This is a genomic window from Flavobacterium ovatum, from assembly GCF_040703125.1.
Classification (GTDB): Bacteria; Bacteroidota; Bacteroidia; order Flavobacteriales; family Flavobacteriaceae; genus Flavobacterium; species Flavobacterium ovatum.
In genome coordinates this window covers 804578-830399 of the sequence record NZ_CP160035.1, presented here as the reverse complement: position 1 = coordinate 830399, position 25822 = coordinate 804578, and the positions used below count along the sequence as shown (strand labels likewise).

Here is a 25822-nt window from a genome sequence, read left to right as displayed (position 1 = left end):
GGTTACAATAAGAATACTAATCAATATATGAAACGAATACTAATTACAGGTTCTACAGGATTTTTAGGATCAGATCTTTGTGACCAATTTATTAATGGAGGATATTATGTAATAGATATGGATAATCTCATTACAGGAGATTTGAAAAATATTGAACATTTAATTAAATTAGAAAATTTTGAATTCTATCATCATGATATCACAAAATTTGTTCATGTGCCAGGCCAATTAGATTATTGTAATCTGATTATGTGTATCCAGTAAATATTGGAAATTCAGATGAAATCAGCAAGTTGATAGGAACCAATCACAAAATAGTTTATCACCCTTTGCCCGTTAATGACTCTTTACAAAGACAACCAGATATTACAAAAGCTAAAGAATTATTAGATTGGGAATACAAAGTAGATAGAGCAGAAGTAATGGCAATAACATACGAATATTTCAAATCATTATCCAAATAGGAATTGATGAAGGAAGAGCATAAAGATTTTTCAGATTATATAAAATAATTTTTTTAATGACAAAAGGAAGATATTCTGGTTACATAAGACCTTTTACTTATTTTATTGATTTAATACTAATAAATTTGTTATTTTATTATTGTATTGAATCAAAAATTGAGTTAATTAGTCATTTTTTTATTACATTTTCATGGTTAATAATTTCATGGAATATTGGTTATTATGAGGTATATCGATTTACTAAACCGTTAGAAATAGTCTCTAAAATATTTAATCAATTTCTAATTTTTACAATTCTTATTTTTGCCTATGCAGGATATATGGTTGAGAATGTAAGTATTTCTAAAAGTTTTAAATATGTAGTACTAGTTATTGCATTGACAGCAGTTTTAAAACTTTTTGTGTATTATTTTTTACAGTTTTTTAGAAGATTTTTGGGAGGAAATTTTAGAAAAGTTATTGTAATAGGAAGTGGTGAGGAAATAAAAGAACTCATCCAGTTTTTCAATGAAAATATAGACTACGGATATAAAATAGTGAATATTTTTTATGTTAATAAAGACAGTAATCTTCAAATTCAAAAAGCATTACAATACGTTCTTAATAATTATATAGATGAAATTTATTGTTCATTGGTTGATTTGGAAGTCAAAGATGTTATTTTGCTAGAAGATTTTGCTGATAAAAATTTAAAAACACTGAAATATATTCCTGACAGTAAAAATATTTTATTAAACAATATCAATTATGATTACTTAGGCTATATTCCGTTAATTCCCATGCGAGATATTCCACTTGACAATCCCAGAAATTATATTTTAAAAAGGGTTTTTGATATAATATTTTCGTTATTTATGATTGTTTTTGTACTTTCATGGTTGACGATAATTTTGACTATTTTAATAAAATTAGAAACTAAGGGACCTGTTTTTTTTAAGCAAAAAAGAAATGGAATTAACTATAAAGTGTTTATTTGTTATAAGTTCAGGTCATTATACGTCAACAAAAGTTCGGATACAGAATTGGTTACTAAATTTGATAAAAGGATTACAAAAATTGGTAAAATTATAAGAAAGACAAATATTGATGAAATGCCGCAATTTTTCAATGTCTTATTAGGTGATATGTCAATAGTTGGTCCTAGACCACAAATGATTTCGGTAAACGAGGATTATTTACAACGCATCGATAAATTTATGGTCAGACATTTTATAAAACCAGGAATAACTGGACTGGCACAGGTTAGTGGTTTTAGAGGTGAAATAGAATCGAATGAGGATATAGTTAATCGGGTAAAATTTGATGTTTTTTATGTAGAAAAATGGTCTTTTTTATTAGATTTAAAAATTATATTTTCAACTATTGTTTGCACCCTTGTTGGAGATAAAAAAGCTTATTAAAAATGGAAAGCTCCTTAGTTTCAGTAATTATTCCCACTTTCAATTCTCAAAAATTCATTGTAGAGACGATTGAGTCTGTGCAAAATCAATCGCATAAGAATTGGGAAATTATTATTGTTGATGACGCTTCTAATGATAATACAGTTCGACTAATCAACCAAATGATTCAAAAAGATTCGAGAATTAACCTTTATAAACTCGATAGTAACTCTGGTACTGGTGTAGCAAGAAATACTGCCCTAAAGTATGTTCAAGGAAGATATATTGCTTTTTTAGACGCGGATGATTTATGGAAGACAGATAAGCTCAAAAAACAACTTGATTTCCTTCAGGAACAAAAAATTCCTTTTACCTTTTCAGCCTATGATTGTATCGATGAAGAAGGAAAATCAATAAATAAAAGAGTCATTCCTCCCAAAAATTTAAGTTATAGGCAAGTATTTTTTTGCAATTATATTGGAAATCTTACAGGAATTTACGACACTCAGTTTTTCGGAAAAATTCCTATTTCACCTATACGTAAACGGCAAGATTGGATGCATTGGTTAGCAATATTAAAAAAAATTAAAAAAGCACAAGCCGTTCCTGAAAGTTTGGCTTTTTATAGAGTACGTCAAAATTCTATTTCGTCTTCAAAAATGGATTTGGTCAAACATAATTTTGCCGTATATAGAAAATATCACGGCTATAATTGGGTTGTAGCAATAGGTTGTATGATGGTTTTTTTATTTACACAATTAGCGATAAAACCTTTTTATATTAAGAAAGTATAAAATCCGACTTAAATTGCTTGAGCTTTCCTCTTTTAGATCTTTTTAAAGACTCTTTTTTTGTAAAAATGAAGTTCAAATTGGGTTCTAAATATAAATCGATAGCTTGTTGCATCTTTTCAATTTTAGCAGTACTTAATTCTGTTTCACTTACATATTTGATTTCGAAGCGGTCTAATTTTTTTTGATTAATAATAAACTCTTTGACATTGCCATCGTCTTCAATTATACTTTTGGTTATATAATAAAATATTAAGCCTGGAGACTTTTTTCCACTTGGAAAATGAACAATATCATTGGTTCTCCCAATGAGTTTTTTCAAAATAGGCTTGTCAAGTGTACTATTTTCGTCCAAAATGCCAATATCACCAATATCATAGCGAATAAATGGGTGTGCTTTGTTAAATAAGGAAGTGATTACTACACGACCCGCTTCTCCGTAAGGTAAAACAATATCATTATCATCTAGAATTTCAACATAAAGCGTTTCGGAATTGATTTGCCATTCGCCATTAGTGTTTTGAAATGCAATCAGATCTAATTCAGAGGCTCCGTATTCATTGACAATAGGGATTCCAAGTTGTATTTCTAGTAATTTTTTATCCTCTTCAAAAAGCATTTCTGAGGTGACCATGCAAACCTTCAAACTAGGACAGATATCTTTAAGAACGATATTTTTCGTTTGTAAAAATTTTGCAAATAAAACTATCGAACTCGTATATCCGTTGATGTAATCGAATTTTTTAGTTCGAAAACTAATTAAAAATAGTTCTAAATTTTCGTCTGAAAGATCAAATACTGAAAAACGATATCTACGACTTAAAAAGTCTTTTAGACGCTCTTTTGTGTTTCCAATAAAATCCTTTGGAATGCCATAAAACCGGGCTTGATATGAGGTGCTTAGGTTGATGTCGTACCAACCAAAACGCATAAAATTAGATGCCCAAGTCAAGGCATGGCAATATTTATCTTTGGCAAAAATAAAAGGAGTTCCACTAGAACCTGAAGTTTTATTTAAATAAACATTATTAATGTTGTACCCTTTTGATAATCTTTTCTTTAAAGATTGTTGTAGATTGGTTTTGTTTAAAACGGGAAGTTTTTCCCAATCTTGAAATGTAGAATTCCCGACAAGTTGTTTGTAAAAGGAATTGTTTTTCAAATGAAAATCAACAATTATTTTTTTTTGAATTTCTATAAAATTCGCTTTTTCATTTTCAGATAATTTGACAATTTTCTCCAAATCCGCTTTGGCTTTCTTTATAGGAAAGCTATTGAGCCTAAGAGATAAGTCAAAAAGTGAAAACATGCTATAATTTGTTTCTTCAAAAATAGTATTAAACCATTCTACTAAGTAGTATGAGTAGATATTTTTTTAAAATTAATTAATTTCATAGAGATATTGAATGAAAACGATCCAAATTATGGAATGGTTTAGATAATAATTGATTTTTGAAGGATTTAAAATCAATTTATTATTGGTATTAGATTCAAAACCAATTATTTTTGCACCATCATTTTAAAAATGAAAATAATCGACTAAAAATAATACACATGAATATTTTACTATTAGGTTCTGGAGGAAGAGAGCATGCATTTGCTTGGAAAATGATTCAAAGTCCGCTTTGTGACACGCTTTATGTGGCGCCAGGAAATGCAGGAACAGCTTCTATTGCAACTAATGTAGCGATTAGTCCAACTGATTTTGAAGCGGTTAAAGCTTTGGTTTTGGACAAAAACATAGAAATGGTTGTAGTAGGACCTGAGGATCCTTTAGTAAAAGGTATTTTTGATTTTTTCAAAAATGATGCTGAATTAAGTCAAATTCCAGTGATAGGACCATCAAAATTGGGTGCTACTCTTGAAGGAAGTAAAGAATTTGCCAAAGAATTTTTAGTAAAACACAATATTCCAACCGCTGCTTATGATAGTTTTACGGCAGAAACTGTAGAACAAGGTTGTACATTTTTGGCCACTTTAAAACCGCCTTTCGTATTGAAAGCAGATGGTTTAGCGGCTGGAAAAGGAGTGCTAATTATTCACGATTTAGCCGAAGCTCAAGAAGAATTGAGAAATATGCTAGTGAATCAAAAATTTGGTGATGCCAGTTCAAAAGTAGTTATTGAAGAATTTTTAGATGGAATTGAATTGAGCTGTTTTGTTCTTACGGATGGTAAAAGCTATAAGATTCTACCAACTGCCAAAGATTACAAACGTATTGGTGAAGGGGACACAGGATTGAATACAGGCGGTATGGGAGCTGTTTCTCCAGTATCGTATGTTGATGCCGTTTTGATGGAAAAAATCGAAACACGAATCGTTAAACCAACCATTGAAGGTTTTCAAAAAGATGGTATTGAATACAAAGGTTTTGTTTTTATTGGTTTGATCAATGTAAACAATGAACCTATCGTGATTGAGTACAATGTACGTATGGGTGATCCAGAAACTGAAGTTGTAGTTCCTAGGTTAAAAACAGATTTAGTAGAGTTATTTTTGGCTGTAGCCAATGAAAAACTAGATGAAATCACTCTTGAAGTAGATGAAAGAAGTGCCACTACAGTAATGCTTGTTTCTGGAGGTTACCCAGAAGAATTTGAAAAAGGGAAAGTAATTACGGGACTAGAAAACGTTACCGATTCTATCGTATTTCATGCGGGTACTACATTAAATGGAGATTCAGTAGTAACTAATGGAGGACGCGTTATGGCAATTACTTCTTACGGTGATAATTTTCAAGAAGCCTTGAAAAAGTCTTATGCAAGTGTGGATAAAATCCAATTTGAGAAAAAGAATTTTAGAAGAGACATCGGAAACGATTTACTCTAAGGGATAAAAAGAATCCTCAATCTATATAAAGATTGAGGATTTTGTTTTTATTTCAAGAATGAATGTGCTGTAGTATCTTGATTTTCAGTTCCTGCTTCATCAAATATTCTTAGTTGTTTGATCCAATATACCATTGCAGCAGCACATATAATCATGAATACCCAGTTAATGGTATTCGCCCCAAACCATGTTTTAAGTTCAAGAGAACGTAAAAAATCTAAAGGAGCAAATAAGATATTTACAAATAGGTATTGAATTCCTTCGAAAAATGTTTTCATATCGGTAAAATTATTTTGTTTTTTTTATTTAATTCAAGTGTAAATATCTTTTTTAAAAGAATCTTTTTCAACTTAACGCTTTCCTTTTTAAACAAGTCTTATATTTACAGTCACAAAAGTATAAAATATCCTTATGATAACAAGTGTTTTTAAAAAATCTACACCATTAAATTTTTCCTTGGTAGTAATTTTAATACTGGTTTTCTTTTCCGTCTATCAAATTCAAGATATTTCTTGGGTAAATTCTACTATTTTGATTTTTGAAAAAGTAGGAATATTGTCGGTAACAATCATTTCAGTTTTTATTACGAGTTTCATTTCTAAAAAAAACGGTCTCTCTAAAGACAGTAGTTATCCTATATTGTTTTATTTCTTACTATTTTCTTTTTTCCCCTCTTTATGGAATAATTTGAATTTAATTTTGGCTAACTTTTTTGTGCTTTTAGCTTTACGAAGATTAGTTTCCTTACATTCCTTAAAAGCCTCGAAAGAGAAAATATTCGATGCTTCACTTTGGATATTTGTGGCTTCGTTATTCCATTTTTGGTGTATTTTATATATTGCCTTAGTTTTTATTTCTATTATGTTCCACGTGGCAAGGGATTATAGAAACTGGATTTTACCGTTTATTGCATTTTTTACTGCAGGAGCACTTTTTTTACTTTTCTCAATTGTATTCAATTTAGATGGGGTTGCCTACATTAGTAATAGCGTATTAACTAATTTTGAAATTAGTTATTTCACAAATAATTATCAAAACATAGCCTTTTCTATTTATGCCACCGTAGCTTTGTTTTTTGTAATATCCGTGGTAGCTACCTTTGGCTCAAAGCCTTTAATAACACATGCCACTTATAAAAAAATAATAGCATCATTTTTTATTGGGATAATTATTTTTATTATTTCATCTAATAAGAGCAATGATTTGTTAGTGTTTACTATTGCACCATTAGCAATTATGGCTACTAATCATATAGAGTTGCCACAGGTAAAATTGAAACAAGAAATAGTTTTGGGTGTTTTAATTCTTTGTAGTTTGTTTGCTTTTTTCTCTCAACTATAATTTAGTTCCATACCCTAAATCACCGGCGTCTCCTAATCCAGGAACAATGTAAAATTGATCATTTAGTTTTTCATCTATTGAAGCAATCCATAGATGACAATTTTTAGGTAATTTTTCTTCAAGATGAGCAATACCTTCAGGAGCAGCAATAACAACTCCGATATGAATTTCTTTTGGAGAACCTCTTTCAATTAATTTGTTAAACACAGCAACTATGGATTGTCCCGTAGCAAGCATGGGATCAACTAGCAATACATATTTTGAATTAATGTCGCCAACGGCTTGGTATTCTACTCTAATTTCAAAAAATTCGTCATGGTTGGGATGGTACCTGAAAGCTGATATAAATCCATTATCAGCTTCATCAAAGTAATTCAAAAAACCTTGATGAAAAGGCAATCCAGCTCTTAGAATAGAACAAATCACAATAGGATCTTGGATTTCAGTACTAGATTTTGTCCCTAATGGTGTTTGAATTTCAATAGGATTGTAGTCGAAATTTTTACTAATTTCATACGCCATAATTTCCCCAATGCGTTCGATATTTCGGCGAAAACGCATACGGTCTTGATGGATATTTACATTTCTGATTTGTGCCAAAAAATGATTCAACACACTATTTTTTTCAGATAAATGATGAATTTTCATAGTAAAAACGGCTTTTTTGAATTAGAATCAGAAAGTTTAATTCTAATTTTTTTATAAAAGTATAAAAAGTATCTTTGCTTATATAAAATATAACGATATGTTTTCAAAACTAGCTTATTCCGTTTTCGAACAAAGTATTAAAGATTATCATCAATATGATAATGTAGATCAACCGATAAACAATCCTTTTCCAAAAGATCAATTTGAGCATTTGCTTTATTTGAAAAATTGGATTGATACAGTACAATGGCATTATGAAGACATTATTCGTGACCCAAATATAGACCCAGTAGCGGCCTTGACTTTGAAGCGTAAAATTGATGCTTCTAACCAAGAACGTACAGATATGGTGGAATACATCGATGGTTATTTTTTACAAAAATACAGTAAAGTAGAAGCTAAAGTAGAAGCGAAAATTAACTCTGAAAGTCCTGCTTGGGCATTTGATAGATTGTCAATCTTGGCCTTGAAAATTTACCACATGAACGAAGAAGCTACTCGTGCCGAAGCTTCACAAGATCATAGAGATAAATGTCAAGATAAATTGAACATTCTATTGGAGCAAAGAACTGATTTATCAACTGCAATCGATGATTTGTTGACTGATATCTCAAATGGTGATAAATTCATGAAAGTGTACAAGCAAATGAAAATGTACAATGATGATGAATTGAATCCTGTTTTGTACCAAGGAAAGAAGTAATTGAGACATATTTTGTCGCAAAAACCACAACATATAGCCGTTATGAGACTATCCGCAATGGGAGATGTCGCCATGACGGTTCCTGTTTTACGAGCTCTGGTATCTAAATATCCAGAGGTCAAATTAACGGTAGTTTCACGCCCTTTTTTTAAACCTTTTTTCGAAGGAATTCCGAATCTTACTTTTTTTGCTTTTGACGAAAAAGGAAGGCATAAAGGTTTTCCAGGATTGGTGCGATTATTTCAAGAATTAAAAAGATTAGATATTGACGCTTTCGCAGATTTGCACAATGTATTGCGTTCTAAAATCGTTCGTACTTTTTTTAGTTTAACGGGAAAAAAAGTAGCTTCAGTAAACAAAGGAAGAGCTGGAAAAAAAGCTTTGACTAGAGCCGAAAATAAAGTTTTTCAACAATTGCCTACCATGCTTCAAAGACATGCCAAAGTCTTTCAAAAATTAGGACTTTCTATTGATTTATCGAATCCTGAGTTTCCCGAAAAAGCTATTTTAAGCCAAGATTTATTGAAACTTACAGGAGATTGTAAAACAATAATAGGAGTCGCTCCTTTTGCACAATACGCATCCAAAGTCTATCCTCAAGACTTGATGCAAGAAGTGATTGATTCATTGGCAGAAAATGAAGATTATACCGTTCTCCTTTTTGGTGGTGGAAAGTCAGAAATCGAAATTTTAGAAACTTTTGCAAAAGACAAAGCCAACGTTATCAATGTAGCTGGTAAAGTCAAATTTCAAGAAGAATTGCAATTAATAAGTAATCTTGATGTGATGCTTTCTATGGATTCAGGCAATGCACATATTGCTGCCATGCTAGGAGTGAAGGTCGTTACACTTTGGGGAGCAACACATCCTTATGCGGGATTTTTACCATTCAATCAATCACTTGATAATGTTTTGGTTCCTGATAGAACTCAATATCCTTTATTGCCCACTTCGGTTTATGGGAATAAACAAGTAGCAGGTTATGAGAATGTGATGCGAACCATTCCAGTTCAAGATGTGGTTCATAAAATAAAGGCCAATTTATAGCTATAAATAAAGCACGATCTGGATTTCCTAAACTTATTTTTTACTTAAAATTGACCTTAAATTATTTAATATTTAAAAATTTTATTGTAGGTTGTTTTGTATATATTTGTTGTTTTATTTTAAACAACTAATTTGTTAAAAACATGAAAAAAGCAATATTATTTTTGAGTCTATTTTCGTCTCTATTTTTCTTTGGTCAAGAACAAAAAACAACTTCATTGTTAAAAAACGAAATCAAAGCTAATGCTTTGTTTTTGGTAATTGGAGCAACTGAGTTTACTTATGAGCGAATATTGTCAAATGATTCGGGAGTTGGTATTTCCGTCTTTTATGCAAAACAAGATGATGCTGATTTAAATTTCAGTTTGTCTCCTTATTACAGAGCTTATTTTGGTGAAAAACCAGCTGCAGGATTTTTTGTAGAAGGATTTTCTATGTTAAACTCTGGAAAAAAAAGCGTGTACGTTGATTATGTATATAATAATAATACGCAAACGTATAGCAGTACAAACAGAGGCGGTGAATCATTTACGGATTTAGCATTAGGTTTTAGTGTTGGTGCTAAATGGATTCATCCTAGAGGCTTTGTCTTTGAATTCAGTGGAGGTATTGGTAGAAATTTAATAGATAGCAATAGTCCAGAAGTAGTAGGAAGAGGTGGTATCAGTTTAGGGTATCGCTTTTAGTAAAAAACATAAAAACGGTCTCAATATCTAGAAGGATGTTGAGACCGTTTTTATTTGGAATAAGGAATACAAGTTACACTGCAAACCCTAATTTGGCACGAACTCTTTTCAAAACGCCAGTCGCAACTGCAGAAGCTTTGTTGGCTCCTATCTCCAATAACGCATCTACTTCCGGCAGGTTTTCCAAGTAGTAATTGTATTTTTCTCTTTCGGTCTTGAATTTTTCTACAATCAGCTCAAACAAAGCTTGTTTAGCATGTCCATAACCGTAATTTCCCCCTATGTAATTGGCTCTCATGGTTGCCAATTGTTCTTCATTGGCTAATAACGAATAGATCGCAAATGCATTGCAAGTATCTGGATTTTTAGGTTCTTCTAGTGGTGTACTATCCGTTTCTATCGCCATGATTTGTTTGCGCAACGCTTTATCATTCAAAAATATATTGATGATATTATTCGCAGATTTACTCATTTTGCCACCATTTGTACCTGGTATCAACATGCTATTTTCTTGAATTTTAGCTTCTGGTAACACAAAAGTTTCTCCCATTTGGTGGTTGAAACGAGAGGCTACATCACGAGTAATTTCAAGGTGTTGTAATTGATCTTTTCCTACGGGAACTACTTCGGCATCGTACAATAAGATATCGGCTGCCATAAGCATTGGGTAGCTAAACAAACCAGCATTTACATCATCCAATCGATCTGCTTTATCTTTGAAAGAGTGCGCCAATGTCAAACGTTGGTACGGAAAAAAGCAGCTCAAATACCAAGTTAACTCAGCAGTTTGCGGCACATCAGATTGTCTGTAAAAAGTAACTTTATCCACATTCAATCCACAAGCCAACCAAGCGGCAGCCGTACTGTAGGTATTGTTGCGTAAGGTTTCGCCATCTTTTATTTGAGTGATCGAATGCAAATCGGCTATAAACAAGAATGATTCGTTTTCTGGATTGTTTGATAATGCAATTGCAGGAATGATTGCGCCTAGTAAATTGCCTAAATGTGGTGTTCCGGTACTTTGTACACCGGTAAGTATTTTTGCCATTATTTTATTTTATGTACCATTATATTTGTTTAAAAAATGTCAAATTAAAACATTAGATTATTTTTTAAACCATTAAGAAATTAAGACTTAATAAACTTAATTTCTTAATGGTTTAACTTTTAAAATTGTTTGGTCTGATATTCTTTATTTAAAACAGTAATTTGTTTTTAAATTCTAATTGTCCCCAAATTTAATTGTTTTTGATAAAACTAACGTACTATTCCTTATTTTTGAACTCATGAAAGGGATAAAAATTATTTTTTGGACATTGTGGAGGATATGGTTTTACGTAGTCATGGCTATTCCTATCTTGATTATGTTTCCGTTTTTGGTCATTTCTATCTTTTCGTACAAAGGATATCCTTATTTTTTTAGGATGGCTCGTATTTGGGCGAAGTTTATTCTTTTTGCAATGGGTTTTTATTATTTAGTAAAAAAAGAACAAAAATTAGATCGCAAAAAAAGTTATATGATTATTGCCAATCATACTTCCATGACAGATATTATGTTAATGTTGGCTGTGGTCAAAAATCCTTTTGTTTTTGTAGGCAAACAAGAATTGGCTAAGATTCCTTTGTTTGGGTTTTTCTACAAACGTACTTGTATTTTAGTAGATAGAAATTGCTCTAAAAGTAAAAATGAAGTTTTTAAGCAGGCTCAAAAGAGATTAAGTAGAGGATTGAGCGTTTGTATTTTTCCCGAAGGTGGCGTTCCAAATGACGAATCTGTTGTGTTAGACACGTTCAAAGATGGAGCTTTCCGATTAGCGATAGAGCACCAAATCCCAATTGTACCTATTACTTTTGCAGATAATAAAAAACGATTTTCATATACTTTTTTCAGCGGAAGTCCTGGGATTATGAGAGTGAAAATTCATTCGCCTATTGATACTCAAGGAAAAATACCATTAGAGCGTAAAGCCCTTCGAGAAGAAACACGTACAGTGATACTGAAACAGCTTCTTGAATTTAATTTTAAAAGCGGTAACTCACCCCAGAGTACAAGCCTAGAAACACTGGCTTAAAATTATTGGAATTAGATGAAAAAGTATTCCATTGGTATTTGACCATGGGTTCAAAATGAAATTGAAGAGATGGAACCAATTGGTAGTTAAATCCAACTCCAAAATTGGAACTCAAGTGAATTTTATTCAAATTATTGGCTTCGCCCAATTCAAGATTCGATTCAGAAGATATTAAAGAGATTTTGTTTTCATTCAAGAATAAGGTACTAAACCCTCCAATAATACTAATACCTATTTTTTTATCCAAAAGAGCATATGAAACCTCCATTGGTAATTCAAAATAACCCATTTTTTGATTGATGGCTCCGTTTTCTGTTTTTTGAATATTTTTCTCAGCCGATGATAAGGTATTAAATCTGGCTTCGTTTTTTACTTCAATGACATTATTAGGGTCGTAATTAATACTTGCGATACTATTGGTCACTAAACTGGGAGCATATATAATATCATTGGTGTTATAGTCCAAAGCTACTTTATTGATTCCAGACCGGATGGTCAATTTTGAAGTTAAAGCGTACTGAACTCCCAACCCAAAACTTAAACTTGTTTTTGCACTTTTATCATTATTTGAAAACTGATTATCAATAGCTGATCCTCCCGAATTAGTTTGAAGATACACTGGAGCAACGTTAGGAGATATTTGCCATTTACTTTTACTGACTTCGGCCAAATCATTTTTATTTTCTGTTTTATCTTTTAAAAGCTCTTCCAGTTCATTCGTTCCATCCGAAGTTTTAGTAACAGTTTCTTTTAAATTAGTAGTCGCAATATTTTTATTTAAATCATCAGTCTTGATTTTACTTTTATCGATAATAACTAATGGATTAGCAATTGTTTTATTGTTATTTTGAGTTGCGTTTGTTATTGCATTTTCTTGTTGTAACGCTGCTTTTCTTTTGGTTGTTGAATCTAAATTTGTGAAACCTTGCGTTGTTTTTATATGCGAAGTAGTGCGTAATTTTTCAGTTGACGCATTATGATTTGTTATTGATTTTTCAGTTGTTGAAATTCTTACTACTTCTTGATTATTCTCTTGGACTACTTTATTTTCATCAACAATACTTCGTGTTTTTTCAGGAATAGTTTTATTTACTACAGTGTTATTTGGAGTAATAAAATCTTTATTTCCAATTATTTTGACACCAAAAATACCTAAGAGTAAAGTAGCAGCAATGCCCGAATATTTTAACCACAAAGGAATTACACGTCTTTTTTTCTTGTCGTTATTTAATTCTGCAGCGATGTTGCACCAAACCTGTTCGTTTGGTGCTGCTTCAAAATCTTTTAATTGTTCTTGAAACAATCGGTCTATATTTTTTTTCTCTTTCATTGTGCCGATGATTCTTGAGGGTTGTTGTTTCGATTTTCGATTTTTTCTTTCAATAGAAGTCGGGCTCTGTGTAAATTCGATTTTGTAGTTCCTGTTGAAATGGAGAGCATTTCACTAATTTCTTGGTGAGAATAGCCGTCTAATACATACAAACTAAAAACGATTCGGTATTGATGCGGCAGTTCTTGAATGATTTGTAACAAATAATCGAGTGGTATGGCTTCTTCTTCAAATTCGATTTCAACAGTTGCAATAGATTCGTTCAATACTTCCATATAATGAACTCCTTTGTACTTTTGGAGTGCATTATTGATCATAATACGCTTGCACCAACCTTCAAAGGAGCCTTTGCCGGAGAACTGTTCTATTTTTCGAAAAATAATCAAAAAACCATCTTGTAAATTGTCCTGCGCGTCTGCGTAGCTATTAGAATATTTCAAACTGACTCCAAAGAGCTTTTTCACGAACAAATTGTAGAGTTGTTCCTGTGCCTTGGGGTTATTTTTTTTACATTCTTTAATGATTTCTTCTACTATCACAGAATTCTACTATTGATTATTCAGTTACTTGAATTTCAACTTCTTCAAATAAGTTAGTGCCATCAGTATCTTTTCCTTTGTAAAATTTAAAGATGTATGAGCCTGTTTCACTGGCTATAAAGTTAAAGGATGCTTCAGATAAAGGCGGTACTTCAGTAGTGCATACTTCGTTATCTTTTACTGCAGTTTGGATGGCGATAGTTCTAGTATTAAAATCTTTTGTATAATAAATACCTTGATACAAATGACAAGCAGTAGGTTTTTGGTACTTTAATTTGATTTCATATGTTTGACCCAAAGTAAAAGTGGCAGGAACTTCATAGCTTTCTACAGGAAGCACATGAAAGGTGTAGGTGTCAGAAGGAACATTGTCTTTAGTACAACTTATGAGTACCGTCATTAAAGCGAATAATAATAAAATCTTTTTCATTTTTCAAATTTTAGGGTTAATAGTATATTCTTTTAAGATGAAAATGTTTGAGAAAGGTTGCGTCTTTTTTCAAAAAACGATAGATAAAGATAAAAAAAATGCTCGAATTCACATTCGAGCATTTTTGTATTGTTATTATAAAGGATTAGTTATCTGCCAATTCTTTAATTCTAGCTTTAATTTTCACTTCCAATTCATCTGCTAATTCAGGATTGTCTTTGATTAAAGATTTAACAGCATCACGACCTTGCCCCAATTTGGTATCACCGTAGCTAAACCAAGAACCCGCTTTTTTCACGATTTCAAATTCAACTGCTAAGTCTAAGATTTCACCTGTTTTAGAAACTCCTTCACCATACATGATGTCAAATTCTGCCGTTCTAAAAGGTGGTGCTACTTTATTTTTTACGATTTTAACTTTCGTTCTATTTCCTAGTACGTTGTCACCATCTTTAATTTGAGTAGAACGACGAATATCCAAACGTACCGAAGCGTAAAACTTCAAGGCGTTACCACCCGTTGTTGTTTCGGGATTTCCAAACATCACACCAATTTTCTCTCTCAACTGGTTGATGAAGAAAACCGTACAGTTTGTTTTACTAATTGTTCCTGTTAATTTACGCAAAGCTTGAGACATCAAACGTGCGTGTAATCCCATTTTAGAATCACCCATTTCACCTTCAATTTCACTCTTTGGAGTCAAAGCAGCAACCGAGTCAATAACCACGATATCAATTGCTCCAGAACGAATCAAGTTCTCGGCAATTTCAAGGGCTTGTTCCCCGTTATCTGGTTGTGAGATGATTAAGTTTTCTATATCAACACCTAATTTTTCTGCATATCCTCTATCAAAAGCGTGTTCAGCATCAATAAATGCTGCAATTCCACCTGCTTTTTGAGCTTCAGCAATCGCGTGAAGTGTCAACGTTGTTTTACCAGAAGATTCTGGTCCGTAAATTTCAACAATACGACCTCTAGGGTAACCGCCTACTCCTAAGGCTAAATCGATACCCAAAGAACCTGAAGAAATGGTTTCGACTTCCACAATTGCTTTGTCCCCCATTTTCATCACCGTACCTTTTCCGTAGGTTTTGTCTAGTTTATCAAGCGTTAATTGCAACGCTTTTAATTTGGCTTCTTTCTCTGAACTCATCGTCTCTTTTACCTTTTCTTTCATTAATTTGTGTTGTTTTTGCACTCTAATAAACTGACAATAAGGGTAATTGTAGTGTCAATTTGGTTTTTATTTATATCTAAAGTTCCGTAAAAATACTTCTTTTTTTGGTCAAAAATTTCAGTTTTAAGAATAATTTTTTTCTTTTTTTTAAGGAGCTATTCCTGCTATACCTTTCAAGCTTCATGGTCTTCAAACCCTTTTTCTAAGTATAGACATGAGCTTCTCCTGAATTGCGTGGAGTCGCTCTGTCGTTACAAGAAAAAAGGGGTTTTCATACCATAAAGGCTTTTCTTCCGATCGTTCGGAACTGTCAGGGCTAAAAGACGATTGGGATTTTGAATAATACTATTTTATCATTGAATTTACTGTTTTGAATTTTGTCACATCGAGGAGTAATTTTTATTCTAAAAAAAGCAATATAAAATGACGTTATTTGAATGTTAGCACTTCTAATTCCCCTCTTGAGAGGGGCTAGGGACGTGTTTTTTTAAGTACCTGTAAGTCAGGTATTTGAACTAAAACGTCATAGGTAGCGAAGTCGAGATTATTTACTATTCCATAGAGCGAGGTTTCGACTTTAGCCTGTACTGAGCGATAGTCGAAGTGCTCAACCAGACAATCATGAACCATTATATAACAGTAAATTCAAAACCAAAATGGACAAACAATTAAATAATTAGTAAAGGACTTTTGTTTCATTTTCTATCATTTATATGTTTTAACTTGAAACATTTTGTATATTTGTAAACTAACTAAAGTATTCAAAATCATGATGTTTCAAATTTCACAAGATCAAATAGGGGAACGAATTGTTGCGCTAAGAAAGAGAAAACAATTATCTCAAGAAGACCTAGCGAAGCGGATAGGTATTTCTAGACCTTCTTTAACTCAAATTGAATTGGGGAAAAGAAGTCTGAATGTACTAGAGTTGCAAAAGCTTGCACAAGTACTCCGTTTTTCTCTTGACGACTTTATGTCTGAAAATTTTTCAGCCGAAACTTTAAGTTTTTCCGAAGAGGAGAAAATAGAAACAGCAGCCGAAAGAATTTCAGTTCCTTCGTTGAATGTTGGTAAAATGAAAAATATTCTGCTGTACATTTTGGAGCATTGCGCTGGCAAACCCAATGTTGGAGAAACGGTTTTGTATAAGTTGCTCTATTTTTCAGATTTTAACTATTACGAATTGTATGAAGAGCAAATGACCGGTGCTACTTATAGAAAATTGCCTTTTGGTCCAGTTCCTCAAAACTTAGACAGCATTCTGAATGATATGATCGAAAGTAATCAGATTCAGCGATTGAAAACCGATTATCACGGCTATCCCCAAACCCGTTATATCCCATTGCAAAAAGCAGATTTGACAGAATTGATGGCTAGTGAAAAAGAAGTTATTGACAGAGTCATTGAGCAAATGAGTGATTGGTCAGCTTCTGCAGTTAGTAACTACTCTCATAAAGACATTCCTTGGATAGTTTCAAAGGAAGGGGAAGACATCAATTATGAACTGGCTTTTTATCGTGAACCGCCATTCTCTGTTAGAAACTACCAAGAAGAGGATGCGTTATGATTATATTCGAAGAGATTGCTCCCTATAATAAGGATTTTAAAAATCTTTTAAAGAAGTACAGAACCTTAGTTGATGATATTCAAACAGTAAAAAGAATATTAGAAATTCTTCCAGAGGATAGACCGCCATTTAGTTACAGAATAGATAATCTAGGTATTGCAAATTGTGTCATCAAAATAAAGAAGATTGCCTGTAAATCCCTAAAAGGAAAAGGAGTTAACTCAGGACTACGATTGGTTTATGCTCATTTCAAAGAAGAAGAACGCATTGTATTTATTGGGCTTTATCACAAAAATGATAAAGAGAATGAAGACAGAGCGCGGATTTTGGAGTATTTTGGGTAGGGATGTAGGTTTTAATTTATGGCTTTTGCACCGAATTTCAGCGGAAGTTTTAATAGAAACTTGAACTATATACTTTTTAGAGCAAAACAATAACATATTATATTGAAAGAAATTTTTTCTGATTACGGAAAACCGTAATGGATTTAATTTTCTTCTTCATAAATTTGACATAGTAACTAATATTTGTCAACCTTTTCTTTAAACATAGGCAGTAAAATTTCGACAATATTTATTTGTGCTATTTTGTTTATATATTTGAAAAATGTATAAATAAGCAACAATACCAAATGAAAGAAATATTAGAAATTATTTATAAGAACTGTACTGAACAAGAAAATGATAGTTTTACTGACAAATGAAAAATAGAAGAACAGCATCCATATTTGCATTATTTTTTGGAGGAATTGGAATTCATAGATTCTATTTAGGACAGACAGTAAAAGGTGTTTTGTCAATACTTTTTTGTTGGACCTATATTCCTTTATTGATTGGTATAATTGATTCTCTAATATTTATAACAATTTCAGATGAAAAATTCAATTTTAAATATAATACACAGAAAAAAAGTAAGCGGAATTTTTTATTAAAAGAAAAATTGAAAGATATCAAAGTTTCTCAAATGACTTTAAGTTCTAAAGACCTTAATCAGTCTAATTCAATTATAAACCAAGTTACTACTATTATTCCTTCAGATAATTTGAAATACAATATCGATGTCCCTAAATGGAAACACAAATATATTTACTCATATTCTGAAATAAATAGAGCATCTAGTGAACAAATTTTTTTTTATGAAATATTTAAAGATCAGTTTTTGAATAATGTTTTTATTGATTTGGATGGTAACACAAATTACGCATTCATCTTGTTATTTGATCTTTTAAAGGAATATGAAAATCACAAAAACATAGGGGAACTTGAGGAACAATTTAAAAATTTAGGAATACATTATCCCAAAACAAAGTCATATTGTTCTTCTTTTCTAGTCCAGAAAACATCAACAATTGATTTTGGATTACATTTAGACGAAAATTCAGATACTATAAAAAAGCCATATAACAATGCAGTTTTTTCTATAAACACAGATTATGAAAATATAATAAAAGAGGAAAAGGCATTACAAAATGAATCAATTTCAAATATTATTGATATTTTACAGAATGATAAAATATCAGATGATTTTCAAAATATTCAAAATGATGAATCAGTAATTGATATTACGAATGAAAATTATAAGATAAAAAAAGAGAATCTATTAGAAGTACTGAAGGTTCCTTATTGGAAGCAAAAATATATTTATTATTTTTCTGAAATCGTTCGAGCTTCCAATGAGCAAAAACAGTTCTATTCTATTTTCAAAAGCAACTTTTTAAATGGTGTTTACCTTAACTTGGAGGGAAATACAAATTATGCTTTTATATTACTTTTCGATTTATTAAGTGAATATGAAAATCATAAAGATATTTTTAAACTTGAAAATGAAGGTAAAATATTAGGGCAACATTATCCTGTAACAAAACCTTATTGTGATTCTTTTTGTAAACAGAAGAGAGAAAAGTCTAATTTAAATACATTTAAGAATGAAGATGTATATTCGTATGAAGAGTATTGGAAACTAGGAATCAAATACAAGGAAAAACTAAAACTGAACGAAGAAGAGATACAACTTCTTAATAATATTGATAACCCAAGTAATAGATTTTTTGATATTGAATATTGTTCACTTGAAATCACTAAACTATATATTTCTTTAATGTCAGAATTAGAAATCAAGTATATTGAAGAAGGAACGAATTTAAATACTGAATTTTCAACTGTTGCAAAGTTGCTTACAGAAAGGCATCTTAATTATGATGCAGGAACTGAAAATTATAATCATTATTTAAACTTAGCAATATATGAAATTCATACTAATATTTTTAAACATTGTGAAAATGCTGTCCGTGAATATTATGGGCATAAACGAAAATTAGATATTAATATCTATAAAAAAGAGGATACAGAAATTATCTATGAGACTAAGGTAATTTCTAAGGTCAGAAAATTAATTGTTTTATTAATTTCTAAAGTTTCTCTTCCAGATGAAGCAACTGAGGTTGAACTATATTCACAAAACACAAATCGTTGGAAAATTAAGTTTGAGGAATTAACGACAAATTATAATGAAAATTCTAGAGAATTTATTGACGCTATTTATTCTCTTGCAATACTAAATGAAAAAAATCCTTCAATTGAAAATATATTTTTTGAAGCTTCAAAGTTTATATCGAAATACGATAAAGAAACATCTCTAACTTTTTATGTTTGTTATTTGTATTACGATTTGGAATCTAACAATTTCAATAATAAACAGTTGCCAAAAACCATCAAAAAGACTTTGTTTAATACAAATGAGCAATCGCTAATTTTTGAAAATATTATTAGTGGATTAATTGAAGACAGGAATGTTGACAAAGCTCTAGACCTAATCTCTAATGTATACAAAGTTAAACGAAAAATAATTCAACTTGATAGAACTTCGATCAAAGAAGTTATAGAACAACATTCAGAAACTGTTGATCTTTTAAATGAATATTTAAAAGATGACTTAGATGAAGAAGTTTCCGTAATAGAATTTGAAGATGTAAATAAACATGAAATTAAAATTGAAATTCCTCAGATGAATAAAGAACTTTACAAGTCAACATTCATAGATGAAATAAAGTTTACCGAAATACATATAGCCACATTAGAATTATTTGCTAAAAACAACTTCTCAATTTCACAAATTGATTTTGAAATATTTGCAAAATCAAAGGGACTATTTAAGAACCAATTAATAGAAAGCATTAACGACATTTGTTATGACCTTTTGGACGATGTATTAATTGAGGAAGAAGATGATTTTTATATTATAAACACAGACTATTTTCAAAAAATTTCTATAAAATGATAAAAAATATTAAACCTAAAGAAGCGACATCAATTATCAATTCATTAATTGGAGGAGTAGTTCCAAAAATTGGTGTGCAGCATATTGCCGTTGGCCGTTCAGAAGAAATTAATGCAGTTGTTACTGCCTTAGATGATGTCAAAAATGGTCATAGTATGGTGAAATTTTGGATTGGTGATTTTGGCTCAGGAAAATCCTTTATGCTTCACCTGCTAAATACTGTTGCCTTAAAGCAGAAATTTGTTGTAGCTAACGCAGATTTTACTCCAGATAATCGTTTGTATTCTAATGATGGAAAAGCGGTTGCTCTTTATACCGCCATTATGGATAATGTTTCCATTCAGACAAAGCCTGAAGGTGGAGCATTGCCAACACTATTAGAAAAATGGATTGAGCAGGTTGTTACTAAAACAGCTGAAGAAAATAATATTTCATTGACTGAAATTCGCAATGAAAATTATTTAAGTATGATTCAGACTAATATTATGAAAACCATCAACGAAATTACTGATGTTGGTGGTTTTGATTTTGGATTGGTTGTAATGAAATATTATGAAGGTTATATTAAAGACGATGAACAATTACGAAGAAATGCCTTAAAATGGTTAAAGGGTGAATACAGAACCAAAACTGAAGCGAGGCAAGATTTAGGAATTAGAGAAATTATCAATGATCTGAATTATTATGACATGCTTAAAAATTTCTGTAAACTATTTGTTAGTATGGGGTACAGTGGTTTTATGGTTAATCTTGATGAAGCTATCAATCTTTATAAAATTTCGAATTCTGCTATTAGAGAGAAAAATTATGAAAAAATATTAACCATTTACAACGATTGTTTTCAAGGAAAAGTTGCTAATTTATTTTTCAACTTTGCAGGTACAAAGGAAGTTTTAGAGAATCAACGTAGAGGCTTTTTTAGTTATGATGCTTTAAAAACAAGATTGGTAACTAATAAATACGAAACTGCTGAAATAAGAGATTTTGCTCAACCAGTTATTCGTTTGCTCCCTTTGGATCATAATCAAATATTTGTATTGCTTAAAAATTTAAAAGCAATATTTGATTACAATTACAAAACTGAATTGTCAATCAATGATGATGATATTCAGAAATTTATGGAAGAATTATTTAACAAACCTGGGGCATCAGAATTTTTAACTCCTAGGGAAGTTATCCGAGATTTTTTAAACATACTAAATATCATCCGTCAAAACCCAGCAGTAGATAAGAATAAATTATTTGGAGAAATTGAAATTTCAGATGAAAGACCTGCTGAATTCTCATTAGATAGTATAGAAGAATTATAATGGCGTTTGATCTACTTTCAGAACCAATACGAAAATTTATTCGTGATAAAGGATGGGAACAATTGCGCCCAATTCAAGCAGCCGCTATAACAAGGATTCTAACATCTGATGATAACTATATTTTAGCATCAAGAACAGCGTCAGGTAAAACAGAAGCTGCTTTTTTGCCTATTCTTTCAAAAGTTGACTTCAATGAGCCTGGCGTTCAAGTTCTTTATATTTCGCCTTTAATTGCTCTAATTAATGATCAATTTTACCGTGTGGAAGAACTGTGTAAAAATCTTGATGTAGATGTTGTAAAGTGGCACGGAGAAGCAAATAAAACAATTAAAGATAGATTGTTAAAACATCCTAGAGGGATTGTTCTGATTACTCCAGAATCTTTAGAAGCAATGTTTGTGAACAAACCATTCAACGTAAAACAATTATTTTCAAATCTTAAATACGTTGTTATAGATGAAATACATTCATTTATAGGAACAGATAGAGGAGTTCAATTGAAATCTATTCTTTTTAGATTGCAACAATTAAATTCAAAACCATACAGTATTGTAGGTCTATCGGCAACAATTGGTGATTATGAAGAAGCTAAAAGATTTACAGGCGATGAATTAAAAACTAAAGTGCTATTAGATAGAACAGTAAAAGAAGTTAATGCGATATTTAAATACTTTAAAAGTAAGAATACTGATTTACCATTAGAGCTTTTAAAAGATTTATACACTGAAACAAAAGACAATAAAGTTTTAATCTTCCCTAACAGTAGAGGACGAGTAGAAGAGGTTGCTGTAAAGCTTAGGAAAATTTCTGAATTAGTAAAAGGTCATTCTAATTATTTTTCACATCATTCATCAGTTGATAGAGAAGTTCGGGAATATGTTGAATATTTTGCAAAAAACAACGACAGAAAGAATTTTTGTATTTCATGTACATCTACTTTAGAATTAGGTATTGATATTGGAGCCGTTGACGCAGTTGTTCAAATTGATGCAACAAATAGTATTTCTTCTTTAATTCAACGTGTGGGAAGAAGCGGACGAAAAGAAGGAGAGAGTAGCAGTTTATATTTATACGCTACAAATGAATGGAGTCTGCTTCAATCTATAGCTTGTTGGTTGTTATACGAAGAAGGTTATATTGAACCGCCACAGACAAATGAAAAGCCTTATGATATTTTAGTGCATCAAGCACTGTCAATAACTAAAGGATACTCAGGAATTAAAATCCCTGATTTAATAAGTCAGCTTCTTGAAAACTCTGCTTTTAAAAGAATTGAATTATTTGAAGTTGAAGAAATTATTAATCATTTAATTGAAATAGACTTCCTTGAGAGAATTCAACAGGAGGTTATAATTGGAATAGAAGGAGAAAAAGTGGTTAACAGCCGCGAATTTTATAGCGTCTTTAAGACCGAAGAAAATTTTAAGGTAGTAAATGCTGGTAATAAAATTGGTGAAGTTCCCTTTTCTCCGCAAATTATTGAAGATGAAAATATTTTACTTTCCGCCAAAATTTGGAAGATTAAATATGTAGACCTCAAAGCAAAAAAGATTGAAGTAATTCCCGCTAGAGATGGAAAAAAACCAATGTTTTTTGGTAACAGTGGTGCAGTACATCATAAGATAAGAGAAAAAATACTTGATATTCTTTATTCAGAAGTAAATTATGATTTTCTCGACGAACTTAGTTCTGATGAATTAGAAATAATACGAAAAGATTTTTCATTTTTTAATATTCAAGATTTAGAATATGACCGTCCATTATTATCATCCGACAAAAAAATAGAACTTTTTACTTTTACAGGAACACGAGTAAATAGGACCATTCAATTACTTTTGAATATAGCAGGAATAACAAATATTTTGGACGATGCAAGTAGTTCATTTTATATTCAAGTTGCAAAAAAAGAATTAATTTCTAAATGGAATTCTATATCCTTACCATTAAGTGATATTGACCCACATATTTCTACTCTTTTAGAGTCAAATCCTGTTTTATTAGATTTTTCTAAATGGGGAGTTTATTTGCCTAAAAAGTATCAGGTAAAGCTTTTGAAGGATAAATATTTTGATATGGAACAGACATCAAAGTTTGTTTCTAATATGAAATTAATAGAAAATGCTTGATTATAGTTTTATCTTTGTGATCTAAACTGATGAATTATGAGCACAATACCCTTTCCAAAAAAAGCATTATTTATTTGCACTGGAAGTAAATGTGGAAAACATAACGAAATAAAAAAATATTTCAAGAAAACCATCAAAGAAAATGGTTTGAAAAACGAAATTGAGATTTTTAAAATCGAATGTAGTGACCGCTGCAAGTGCGCCCCTATACTTTATAATCAGTTTGAAAATAAATGGTACGAAAAAGTGACTTTAAGTCAAGCGGAAAAAATGATGGAGGATATGAAAGCATAAAAAAACTCTTATTTTGCAATAAGAGTTTTAAATAATAGTTTTTGATCTTTTATACCGCAGCGCCAATTTTGGCAATTTCTCGGTCTAATTCGAATTTTCCAGAAGGAGCATTTTCATCAATTAGATCAAATAGTTCTAGTGCACGTCTCGCATTTTTTTCTTCTTCTCTTTGTTCTCTTACGTACCACATCATGAATTCTTCGGTGGCATAATCGTTTTCCGCTCGACATTTGGCAACAATTTTATTGATAGCATGTGTTACCGCAATTTCATTTTGTAGTGCAATTTCAAAAACCTCTTTTAGAGATCGAAATTCTTGTTGTACTTCGCCAATTGTAGGGGTAATAGCAATTCCGCCTAATTCAGTAATGTATTTGAATATTTTCAGGAAGTGCATGCGCTCTTCTTCAGATTGTGCGTATAAATAATCCGCTGTGTTTGCATATCCATTTCGGTCCAACCAGGAGGCCATAGCCAAATATTTGTTAGACGCATCACTTTCTATCTTAGATTGTAAGTTTAATAGTTTTTCTATTCCCTCGTGAAGTGAAGAGTTGGTTCTTAATAAATCTTTCATTTTACTTCAATTTTTTAGTTACTCTCAAATTTACGGAATAAATCCTACTATAGCGCTATAGCTTTTAAATTTGAATTCAATCTAAATAAAATGAAGGTTTTTAGGATTGTAAAAGTTAAGTTTAAACCATAACATCATTCAATACTTCGTTAAGCATAGAATGAAGTACTAGTGTGAATTTTGTTCCATTTAATAATTCTCTCAATTGAATAATTTCACAAATGGTAAGGTTTCTTGAAAAATTAGTCTTGGTGTTTTGAATTAATTTTGAATCACAGGAATCTGATAAATCATAAATCATGTCAAGAATGGCAACACTATTTACTTTTCTTTGAAAAATCAAAAAATCACGAACACTATACTTTACAATAGTATCACTAAAGTTGATGATGATAGTATTTGTTGTATCACATTGATAACTATATCCTTTTGGGGTTTCAAATAAAAATTCTTGACTAAAATGAATTTGAGACATATGTCTAAGTGTATTAAATAGGGTGCGAATTTAATAACTTATTTTGAAAACAACAAATTATTTGTATTTAATCTAAATAAAAATGCTGTTTTTGTTTTTAGCTATCTCATTGAAGATAAGCTTTGTTCGAATGAAGTTGAATTAATCGAACAAAGCTTTCAGCTCTGTAGCTTCGCTGGGCTTCATTTTTCCAGCCAACAATAAACTCAATTGTTTGCGTCTTAGAGCGCCTTCAAATCGTTCTTTTTCAATAGCTGTTTCTGGTATAATGGGAGGAATAACTACAGGTTTTCCGTTTTGATCCACGGCTACAAAAGTATAAATAGCTTCGTTGGCTTTGGATTTTTCTCCAGATAGACGGTCTTCTACCCAAACGTCGATATAAACTTCCATTGAGGTGTTGAAGGCTCTAGATACTTTGGCTTCAATAGTCACGACACTTCCTAGCAAAATAGGTTTTGTAAAAGCTACATGATTTACCGATGCGGTAACGGCAATATTGCGGGAATGACGCTGTGCCGAAATACTAGCGGCACGATCCATACGCGACAAAAGTTCTCCTCCAAAAAGGTTGTTGATATGATTGGTTTCACTTGGCAAAACCAAATCAGTATGTATAGCCAAAGATTCTGAAGGATGTTTTGGGGTCATAGTAATTTTTGATTATTTCATAATTCTTTGATAGCGAAATTTTAACCACAAAGTACACAAAGAAAGCACAAAGAAGACACAAAGATTATGAACTTTGAAATTGATTTTTG

Annotated in this window: 25 protein-coding genes and 1 pseudogene; 15 read left to right on the top strand and 11 right to left on the bottom strand. The window is 31.2% G+C overall.

What is annotated here, in order from left to right:
• Positions 1–27 precede the first annotated feature (27 nt).
• The 3 genes and pseudogenes from ABZP37_RS03675 to ABZP37_RS03665 all read left to right on the top strand — a co-directional run bounded on the left by ABZP37_RS03675 (position 28) and on the right by ABZP37_RS03665 (position 2637).
• Positions 28–464: pseudogene (locus ABZP37_RS03675) on the top strand (GDP-mannose 4,6-dehydratase).
• Between the two features lie 56 nt (positions 465–520).
• A complete protein-coding gene (locus ABZP37_RS03670) occupies positions 521–1864 on the top strand; it encodes an exopolysaccharide biosynthesis polyprenyl glycosylphosphotransferase (RefSeq protein WP_366185710.1) in 1344 nt (447 codons plus the stop codon).
• A 2-nt stretch (positions 1865–1866) separates the two neighbouring features.
• A complete protein-coding gene (locus ABZP37_RS03665) occupies positions 1867–2637 on the top strand; it encodes a glycosyltransferase family 2 protein (protein WP_366185708.1) in 771 nt (256 codons plus the stop codon).
• On the opposite strand, the gene ABZP37_RS03660 is transcribed toward ABZP37_RS03665, so the two are convergent.
• Positions 2624–3943: a phenylacetate--CoA ligase family protein gene (locus tag ABZP37_RS03660; protein ID WP_366185706.1), complete on the bottom strand. Its 1320-nt coding sequence runs from the start codon at positions 3941–3943 to the stop codon at positions 2624–2626. The two genes, ABZP37_RS03665 and ABZP37_RS03660, sit on opposite strands and share 14 nt — an antisense overlap.
• 245 nt (positions 3944–4188) lie before the next feature.
• On the opposite strand from ABZP37_RS03660, the gene purD reads away from it, so the two are divergent.
• Positions 4189–5463 (top strand): phosphoribosylamine--glycine ligase, encoded by a 1275-nt coding sequence (purD, locus tag ABZP37_RS03655; protein WP_366185704.1) that lies wholly within the window; start codon positions 4189–4191, stop codon positions 5461–5463.
• Positions 5464–5510: 47 nt separating this feature from the next.
• On the opposite strand, the gene ABZP37_RS03650 is transcribed toward purD, so the two are convergent.
• Positions 5511–5741: a uracil phosphoribosyltransferase gene (locus ABZP37_RS03650; protein WP_366185703.1), complete on the bottom strand. Its 231-nt coding sequence runs from the start codon at positions 5739–5741 to the stop codon at positions 5511–5513.
• A 133-nt stretch (positions 5742–5874) separates the two neighbouring features.
• On the opposite strand from ABZP37_RS03650, the gene ABZP37_RS03645 reads away from it, so the two are divergent.
• Positions 5875–6804: a DUF6427 family protein gene (locus ABZP37_RS03645; protein WP_366185702.1), complete on the top strand. Its 930-nt coding sequence runs from the start codon at positions 5875–5877 to the stop codon at positions 6802–6804.
• Here ABZP37_RS03645 and upp read toward each other — a convergent pair.
• Positions 6799–7452 (bottom strand): uracil phosphoribosyltransferase, encoded by a 654-nt coding sequence (upp, locus tag ABZP37_RS03640; protein ID WP_366185700.1) that lies wholly within the window; start codon positions 7450–7452, stop codon positions 6799–6801. The genes ABZP37_RS03645 and upp overlap by 6 nt on opposite strands.
• 97 nt (positions 7453–7549) lie before the next feature.
• On the opposite strand from upp, the gene ABZP37_RS03635 reads away from it, so the two are divergent.
• From ABZP37_RS03635 to ABZP37_RS03625, 3 genes are all read left to right on the top strand, one after another.
• Positions 7550–8155 (top strand): DUF4254 domain-containing protein, encoded by a 606-nt coding sequence (locus tag ABZP37_RS03635; protein ID WP_366185699.1) that lies wholly within the window; start codon positions 7550–7552, stop codon positions 8153–8155.
• Between the two features lie 42 nt (positions 8156–8197).
• Positions 8198–9202, top strand: a complete 1005-nt coding sequence (locus ABZP37_RS03630; protein ID WP_366185698.1) for a glycosyltransferase family 9 protein — start codon at positions 8198–8200, stop codon at positions 9200–9202.
• A gap of 143 nt (positions 9203–9345) precedes the next feature.
• Positions 9346–9888: a DUF3575 domain-containing protein gene (locus ABZP37_RS03625; protein ID WP_366185696.1), complete on the top strand. Its 543-nt coding sequence runs from the start codon at positions 9346–9348 to the stop codon at positions 9886–9888.
• 73 nt (positions 9889–9961) lie between these two features.
• On the opposite strand, the gene trpS is transcribed toward ABZP37_RS03625, so the two are convergent.
• On the bottom strand, positions 9962–10936 hold the full coding sequence (gene trpS, locus ABZP37_RS03620) for a tryptophan--tRNA ligase (RefSeq protein WP_366185694.1): 975 nt from the start codon (positions 10934–10936) through the stop codon (positions 9962–9964).
• A gap of 238 nt (positions 10937–11174) precedes the next feature.
• On the opposite strand from trpS, the gene ABZP37_RS03615 reads away from it, so the two are divergent.
• Complete coding sequence (locus ABZP37_RS03615; protein WP_366185693.1) at positions 11175–11960, top strand: lysophospholipid acyltransferase family protein; 786 nt, start codon at positions 11175–11177, stop codon at positions 11958–11960.
• On the opposite strand, the gene ABZP37_RS03610 is transcribed toward ABZP37_RS03615, so the two are convergent.
• The 4 genes from ABZP37_RS03610 to recA all read right to left on the bottom strand — a co-directional run bounded on the left by ABZP37_RS03610 (position 11911) and on the right by recA (position 15412).
• Complete coding sequence (locus tag ABZP37_RS03610) at positions 11911–13290, bottom strand: hypothetical protein (RefSeq protein ID WP_366185692.1); 1380 nt, start codon at positions 13288–13290, stop codon at positions 11911–11913. The genes ABZP37_RS03615 and ABZP37_RS03610 overlap by 50 nt on opposite strands.
• Positions 13287–13829 (bottom strand): RNA polymerase sigma factor, encoded by a 543-nt coding sequence (locus tag ABZP37_RS03605; RefSeq protein WP_366185690.1) that lies wholly within the window; start codon positions 13827–13829, stop codon positions 13287–13289. The genes ABZP37_RS03610 and ABZP37_RS03605 overlap by 4 nt, the downstream gene beginning before the upstream one ends.
• 16 nt (positions 13830–13845) lie before the next feature.
• A complete protein-coding gene (locus tag ABZP37_RS03600) occupies positions 13846–14259 on the bottom strand; it encodes a hypothetical protein (protein ID WP_366185688.1) in 414 nt (137 codons plus the stop codon).
• 145 nt (positions 14260–14404) lie between these two features.
• Positions 14405–15412, bottom strand: a complete 1008-nt coding sequence (recA, locus tag ABZP37_RS03595; RefSeq protein ID WP_366187470.1) for a recombinase RecA — start codon at positions 15410–15412, stop codon at positions 14405–14407.
• Between the two features lie 793 nt (positions 15413–16205).
• Between recA and ABZP37_RS03590 the strand changes: the two genes are divergently transcribed.
• The 6 genes from ABZP37_RS03590 to ABZP37_RS03565 all read left to right on the top strand — a co-directional run bounded on the left by ABZP37_RS03590 (position 16206) and on the right by ABZP37_RS03565 (position 24009).
• Positions 16206–17003, top strand: coding sequence for a type II toxin-antitoxin system antitoxin SocA domain-containing protein (locus ABZP37_RS03590; RefSeq protein WP_366185686.1), 798 nt, complete (start codon positions 16206–16208; stop codon positions 17001–17003).
• Positions 17000–17347: a hypothetical protein gene (locus tag ABZP37_RS03585; protein ID WP_366185684.1), complete on the top strand. Its 348-nt coding sequence runs from the start codon at positions 17000–17002 to the stop codon at positions 17345–17347. The genes ABZP37_RS03590 and ABZP37_RS03585 overlap by 4 nt, the downstream gene beginning before the upstream one ends.
• Positions 17348–17702: 355 nt before the next feature.
• Entirely contained in the window at positions 17703–20279 is a 2577-nt protein-coding gene (locus tag ABZP37_RS03580; RefSeq protein WP_366185682.1) for a tellurite resistance TerB C-terminal domain-containing protein, read from the top strand.
• Positions 20276–21589, top strand: coding sequence for an ATP-binding protein (locus ABZP37_RS03575; protein WP_366185681.1), 1314 nt, complete (start codon positions 20276–20278; stop codon positions 21587–21589). The genes ABZP37_RS03580 and ABZP37_RS03575 overlap by 4 nt, the downstream gene beginning before the upstream one ends.
• Positions 21589–23715 (top strand): DEAD/DEAH box helicase, encoded by a 2127-nt coding sequence (locus ABZP37_RS03570; RefSeq protein WP_366185680.1) that lies wholly within the window; start codon positions 21589–21591, stop codon positions 23713–23715. The genes ABZP37_RS03575 and ABZP37_RS03570 overlap by 1 nt, the downstream gene beginning before the upstream one ends.
• Before the next feature lie 36 nt (positions 23716–23751).
• Positions 23752–24009 carry a (2Fe-2S) ferredoxin domain-containing protein gene (locus ABZP37_RS03565; RefSeq protein ID WP_366185678.1) on the top strand — a complete coding sequence of 86 codons (258 nt, stop codon included), beginning with the start codon at positions 23752–23754 and terminating at the stop codon, positions 24007–24009.
• A gap of 49 nt (positions 24010–24058) precedes the next feature.
• On the opposite strand, the gene ABZP37_RS03560 is transcribed toward ABZP37_RS03565, so the two are convergent.
• The 3 genes from ABZP37_RS03560 to ABZP37_RS03550 form a co-directional block, all read right to left on the bottom strand.
• Positions 24059–24586: a ferritin gene (locus tag ABZP37_RS03560; protein WP_366185676.1), complete on the bottom strand. Its 528-nt coding sequence runs from the start codon at positions 24584–24586 to the stop codon at positions 24059–24061.
• Between the two features lie 121 nt (positions 24587–24707).
• Entirely contained in the window at positions 24708–25061 is a 354-nt protein-coding gene (locus tag ABZP37_RS03555; protein WP_366185675.1) for a hypothetical protein, read from the bottom strand.
• A 141-nt stretch (positions 25062–25202) separates the two neighbouring features.
• Positions 25203–25712 carry an acyl-CoA thioesterase gene (locus ABZP37_RS03550; RefSeq protein WP_366185673.1) on the bottom strand — a complete coding sequence of 170 codons (510 nt, stop codon included), beginning with the start codon at positions 25710–25712 and terminating at the stop codon, positions 25203–25205.
• Positions 25713–25822 lie beyond the last annotated feature (110 nt).

Coding starts and splice junctions, on each gene's coding strand:
- ABZP37_RS03670 (WP_366185710.1), top strand. CDS start 521: ATGACAAAAGGAAGATATTCTGGTTACATAAGACCTTTTACTTATTTT.
- ABZP37_RS03665 (WP_366185708.1), top strand. CDS start 1,867: ATGGAAAGCTCCTTAGTTTCAGTAATTATTCCCACTTTCAATTCTCAA.
- ABZP37_RS03660 (WP_366185706.1), bottom strand. CDS start 3,943: ATGTTTTCACTTTTTGACTTATCTCTTAGGCTCAATAGCTTTCCTATA.
- purD (WP_366185704.1), top strand. CDS start 4,189: ATGAATATTTTACTATTAGGTTCTGGAGGAAGAGAGCATGCATTTGCT.
- ABZP37_RS03650 (WP_366185703.1), bottom strand. CDS start 5,741: ATGAAAACATTTTTCGAAGGAATTCAATACCTATTTGTAAATATCTTA.
- ABZP37_RS03645 (WP_366185702.1), top strand. CDS start 5,875: ATGATAACAAGTGTTTTTAAAAAATCTACACCATTAAATTTTTCCTTG.
- upp (WP_366185700.1), bottom strand. CDS start 7,452: ATGAAAATTCATCATTTATCTGAAAAAAATAGTGTGTTGAATCATTTT.
- ABZP37_RS03635 (WP_366185699.1), top strand. CDS start 7,550: ATGTTTTCAAAACTAGCTTATTCCGTTTTCGAACAAAGTATTAAAGAT.
- ABZP37_RS03630 (WP_366185698.1), top strand. CDS start 8,198: ATGAGACTATCCGCAATGGGAGATGTCGCCATGACGGTTCCTGTTTTA.
- ABZP37_RS03625 (WP_366185696.1), top strand. CDS start 9,346: ATGAAAAAAGCAATATTATTTTTGAGTCTATTTTCGTCTCTATTTTTC.
- trpS (WP_366185694.1), bottom strand. CDS start 10,936: ATGGCAAAAATACTTACCGGTGTACAAAGTACCGGAACACCACATTTA.
- ABZP37_RS03615 (WP_366185693.1), top strand. CDS start 11,175: ATGAAAGGGATAAAAATTATTTTTTGGACATTGTGGAGGATATGGTTT.
- ABZP37_RS03610 (WP_366185692.1), bottom strand. CDS start 13,290: ATGAAAGAGAAAAAAAATATAGACCGATTGTTTCAAGAACAATTAAAA.
- ABZP37_RS03600 (WP_366185688.1), bottom strand. CDS start 14,259: ATGAAAAAGATTTTATTATTATTCGCTTTAATGACGGTACTCATAAGT.
- recA (WP_366187470.1), bottom strand. CDS start 15,412: ATGAGTTCAGAGAAAGAAGCCAAATTAAAAGCGTTGCAATTAACGCTT.
- ABZP37_RS03590 (WP_366185686.1), top strand. CDS start 16,206: ATGATGTTTCAAATTTCACAAGATCAAATAGGGGAACGAATTGTTGCG.
- ABZP37_RS03585 (WP_366185684.1), top strand. CDS start 17,000: ATGATTATATTCGAAGAGATTGCTCCCTATAATAAGGATTTTAAAAAT.
- ABZP37_RS03580 (WP_366185682.1), top strand. CDS start 17,703: ATGAAAAATAGAAGAACAGCATCCATATTTGCATTATTTTTTGGAGGA.
- ABZP37_RS03575 (WP_366185681.1), top strand. CDS start 20,276: ATGATAAAAAATATTAAACCTAAAGAAGCGACATCAATTATCAATTCA.
- ABZP37_RS03570 (WP_366185680.1), top strand. CDS start 21,589: ATGGCGTTTGATCTACTTTCAGAACCAATACGAAAATTTATTCGTGAT.
- ABZP37_RS03565 (WP_366185678.1), top strand. CDS start 23,752: ATGAGCACAATACCCTTTCCAAAAAAAGCATTATTTATTTGCACTGGA.
- ABZP37_RS03560 (WP_366185676.1), bottom strand. CDS start 24,586: ATGAAAGATTTATTAAGAACCAACTCTTCACTTCACGAGGGAATAGAA.
- ABZP37_RS03555 (WP_366185675.1), bottom strand. CDS start 25,061: ATGTCTCAAATTCATTTTAGTCAAGAATTTTTATTTGAAACCCCAAAA.
- ABZP37_RS03550 (WP_366185673.1), bottom strand. CDS start 25,712: ATGACCCCAAAACATCCTTCAGAATCTTTGGCTATACATACTGATTTG.